Raw genomic sequence first — 1,974 nt, 5'->3', positions numbered from 1 at the left:
TTCTTTGCAGTTCAAACGTTTTTGCCAATGGCAGCGTATAAGTGGCACCAGCAAGCCTGCCGACAGGGTTCAATTTTTCAGAGTTGATCCTGCCGCTTTCATATAAATCATCACTCACATGAACATGAATCACCTTGCCGATCACCAGGCTGCCGGCACCTGCATGATCGCCGCCGAAATGGAGGACCTGATCCAATTCACATTCGAGATGCACCTGAGATTCCTTGACCCTTGGCGCCTTGACTGCCATACTCTTTTCTTTTGAAAGTCCAGAAGCTTCAAATTCATCAACTTCAGAAGAGAACTCCGTCGCACATTCGTTCATCTGCTCAACGAATTCCTCTCCGACAATGTTGATGACGAACTGCCTGGAGGCTTCAATGTTTTTCAGCGTATCCTTCTTCGCGCCATCCGTCCCTCTTCGCATTGGCGAAAAGCAAACCATCATTGGATCCGCACTGATCGCTGTAAAAAAGCTGAATGGAGCAAGATTGGCATTGCCGTTCTCATCAAGGCTTGATACGAAAGCAATCGGCCGAGGAAGAATAGAGCCTTGCAGCAATTTATACGCGTCTCTCCATTCTAGTGAGTCCGTTTTGATTTCCAAATCCTACACCGCCCTTTCATGAAAAAGCTGGCCGACAATTTGTAATATGAATTCATGATCCTCACGAGTTCCGAGCGTAATCCGGAACGCTTCCTTATAGCCAGGAAGCAGCATCTGGCGCACTAGTATGCCATTTTCAGTAAGCTTCTGGATAACTGGTTTGTTCGTGAATGCATATAAAAAGTTCGATTGTGACGGAAAACTATCAATTTCAAGTTCCTTAAATTTAGCGCTCAAAAAGTCTCTTTCAATACTATTTTTAGCTGAGCAATCCTTTACGAAGTTCTGGTCTTCCAGCGCCGCCACTGCAGCAGCCTGTGCCAGCTGGTTAACGTTGAAAACGTCACGCACCTTATGAAGTTCTTTGGCAATCTCCTCATGCATGATTCCATAGCCGACACGAAGGCTTGCAAGCCCATAAATTTTCGAAAAAGTCCTGAGAATAACAAGGTTTTCATATTCATCGAGCAAAGGCATTGTATCCAGATACTCTTCAGAATCCGCATATTCAAAATAAGCTTCATCCATGATGATTAAAACATGAGAAGGAACACTTGCTATAAAAGTCAACAGCTCCTGTTTGGCTGTGATTGTTCCAGTTGGGTTATTCGGATTGCAGACAAATACCAATTTTGTTTTTTCATTGATTGCCTGAAGCATTTTTTCAAGGTCATGCCTGCCGTCTATCATTGGCACGATGACAGCCTTGCCGCCTTCAATCAACACATTCGTTCTATATCGCGGGAAAGTCAATTCAGCTATTACGGCTTCATCATTTTTATCAATATACGCTCTTGTAAGGAGCCTGAGGATTTCCTCTGAACCATTTGAAACAAGAAAATGGTTCGGGGCGATTTTGTAATGAGCGGATAATTTTTCTACGACCTTTGAAGTCACACCATCCGGATACAAGCTGAGATTCATCGTTTCTTGGATAATCGCCTGTCTGACCATTGGTGAAGTACCATACACATTCTCGTTATCGGATAACTTTCTTACTTTGGTGATTCCATATTGCTCCTTGATTTCCTCTATTGTCTGGCCGAGGGCATATGGTGTAATACCTTCTAATTCTGCTCGTGCTTTTACATTCATGTTTATCCCCCTAATTTGAGAGCACTCTTTAATAAGACGAAAAGGGAGCGAGTGCCCCCTTTTGTTCCGGCTTTTAAAGGTTGCCGCGTCTTTCCTGTTCACGCTCAATTGATTCAAATAGGGCTTTGAAGTTTCCTTCACCAAATCCTCGTGCGCCTTTACGCTGAATGATTTCGATGAACAATGTTGGACGGTCGACGATTGGCTTTGTAAAAATTTGCAGCAGATAGCCTTCATCGTCACGGTCTACTAAAATACTAAGCTCTTTAAGC

General features: G+C 43.6%; 2 protein-coding genes and 1 pseudogene. All 3 read right to left on the bottom strand.

All coding sequences use genetic code 11. The features are described from left to right. A partial coding sequence (locus WB217_RS11555; RefSeq protein WP_423993375.1) for a flavin reductase family protein occupies positions 1 to 607 on the bottom strand: 607 nt, incomplete at its 3' end. Positions 608 to 610: 3 nt separating this feature from the next. After that, positions 611 to 1,702: a histidinol-phosphate transaminase gene (gene hisC, locus WB217_RS11550; protein ID WP_423993374.1), complete on the bottom strand. Its 1,092-nt coding sequence runs from the start codon at positions 1,700 to 1,702 to the stop codon at positions 611 to 613. A 73-nt stretch (positions 1,703 to 1,775) separates the two neighbouring features. Next, a pseudogene (locus WB217_RS11545) lies at positions 1,776 to 1,974 on the bottom strand (4-hydroxyphenylpyruvate dioxygenase); the annotation flags it as partial.

This window comes from Mesobacillus sp. (assembly GCF_049588175.1).
In the GTDB taxonomy this organism is placed as follows: Bacteria; Bacillota; Bacilli; order Bacillales; family Cytobacillaceae; genus Mesobacillus.
Note: the sequence above shows the minus strand (reverse complement) of the source record. Positions and strands in the feature narration are given on the sequence as shown.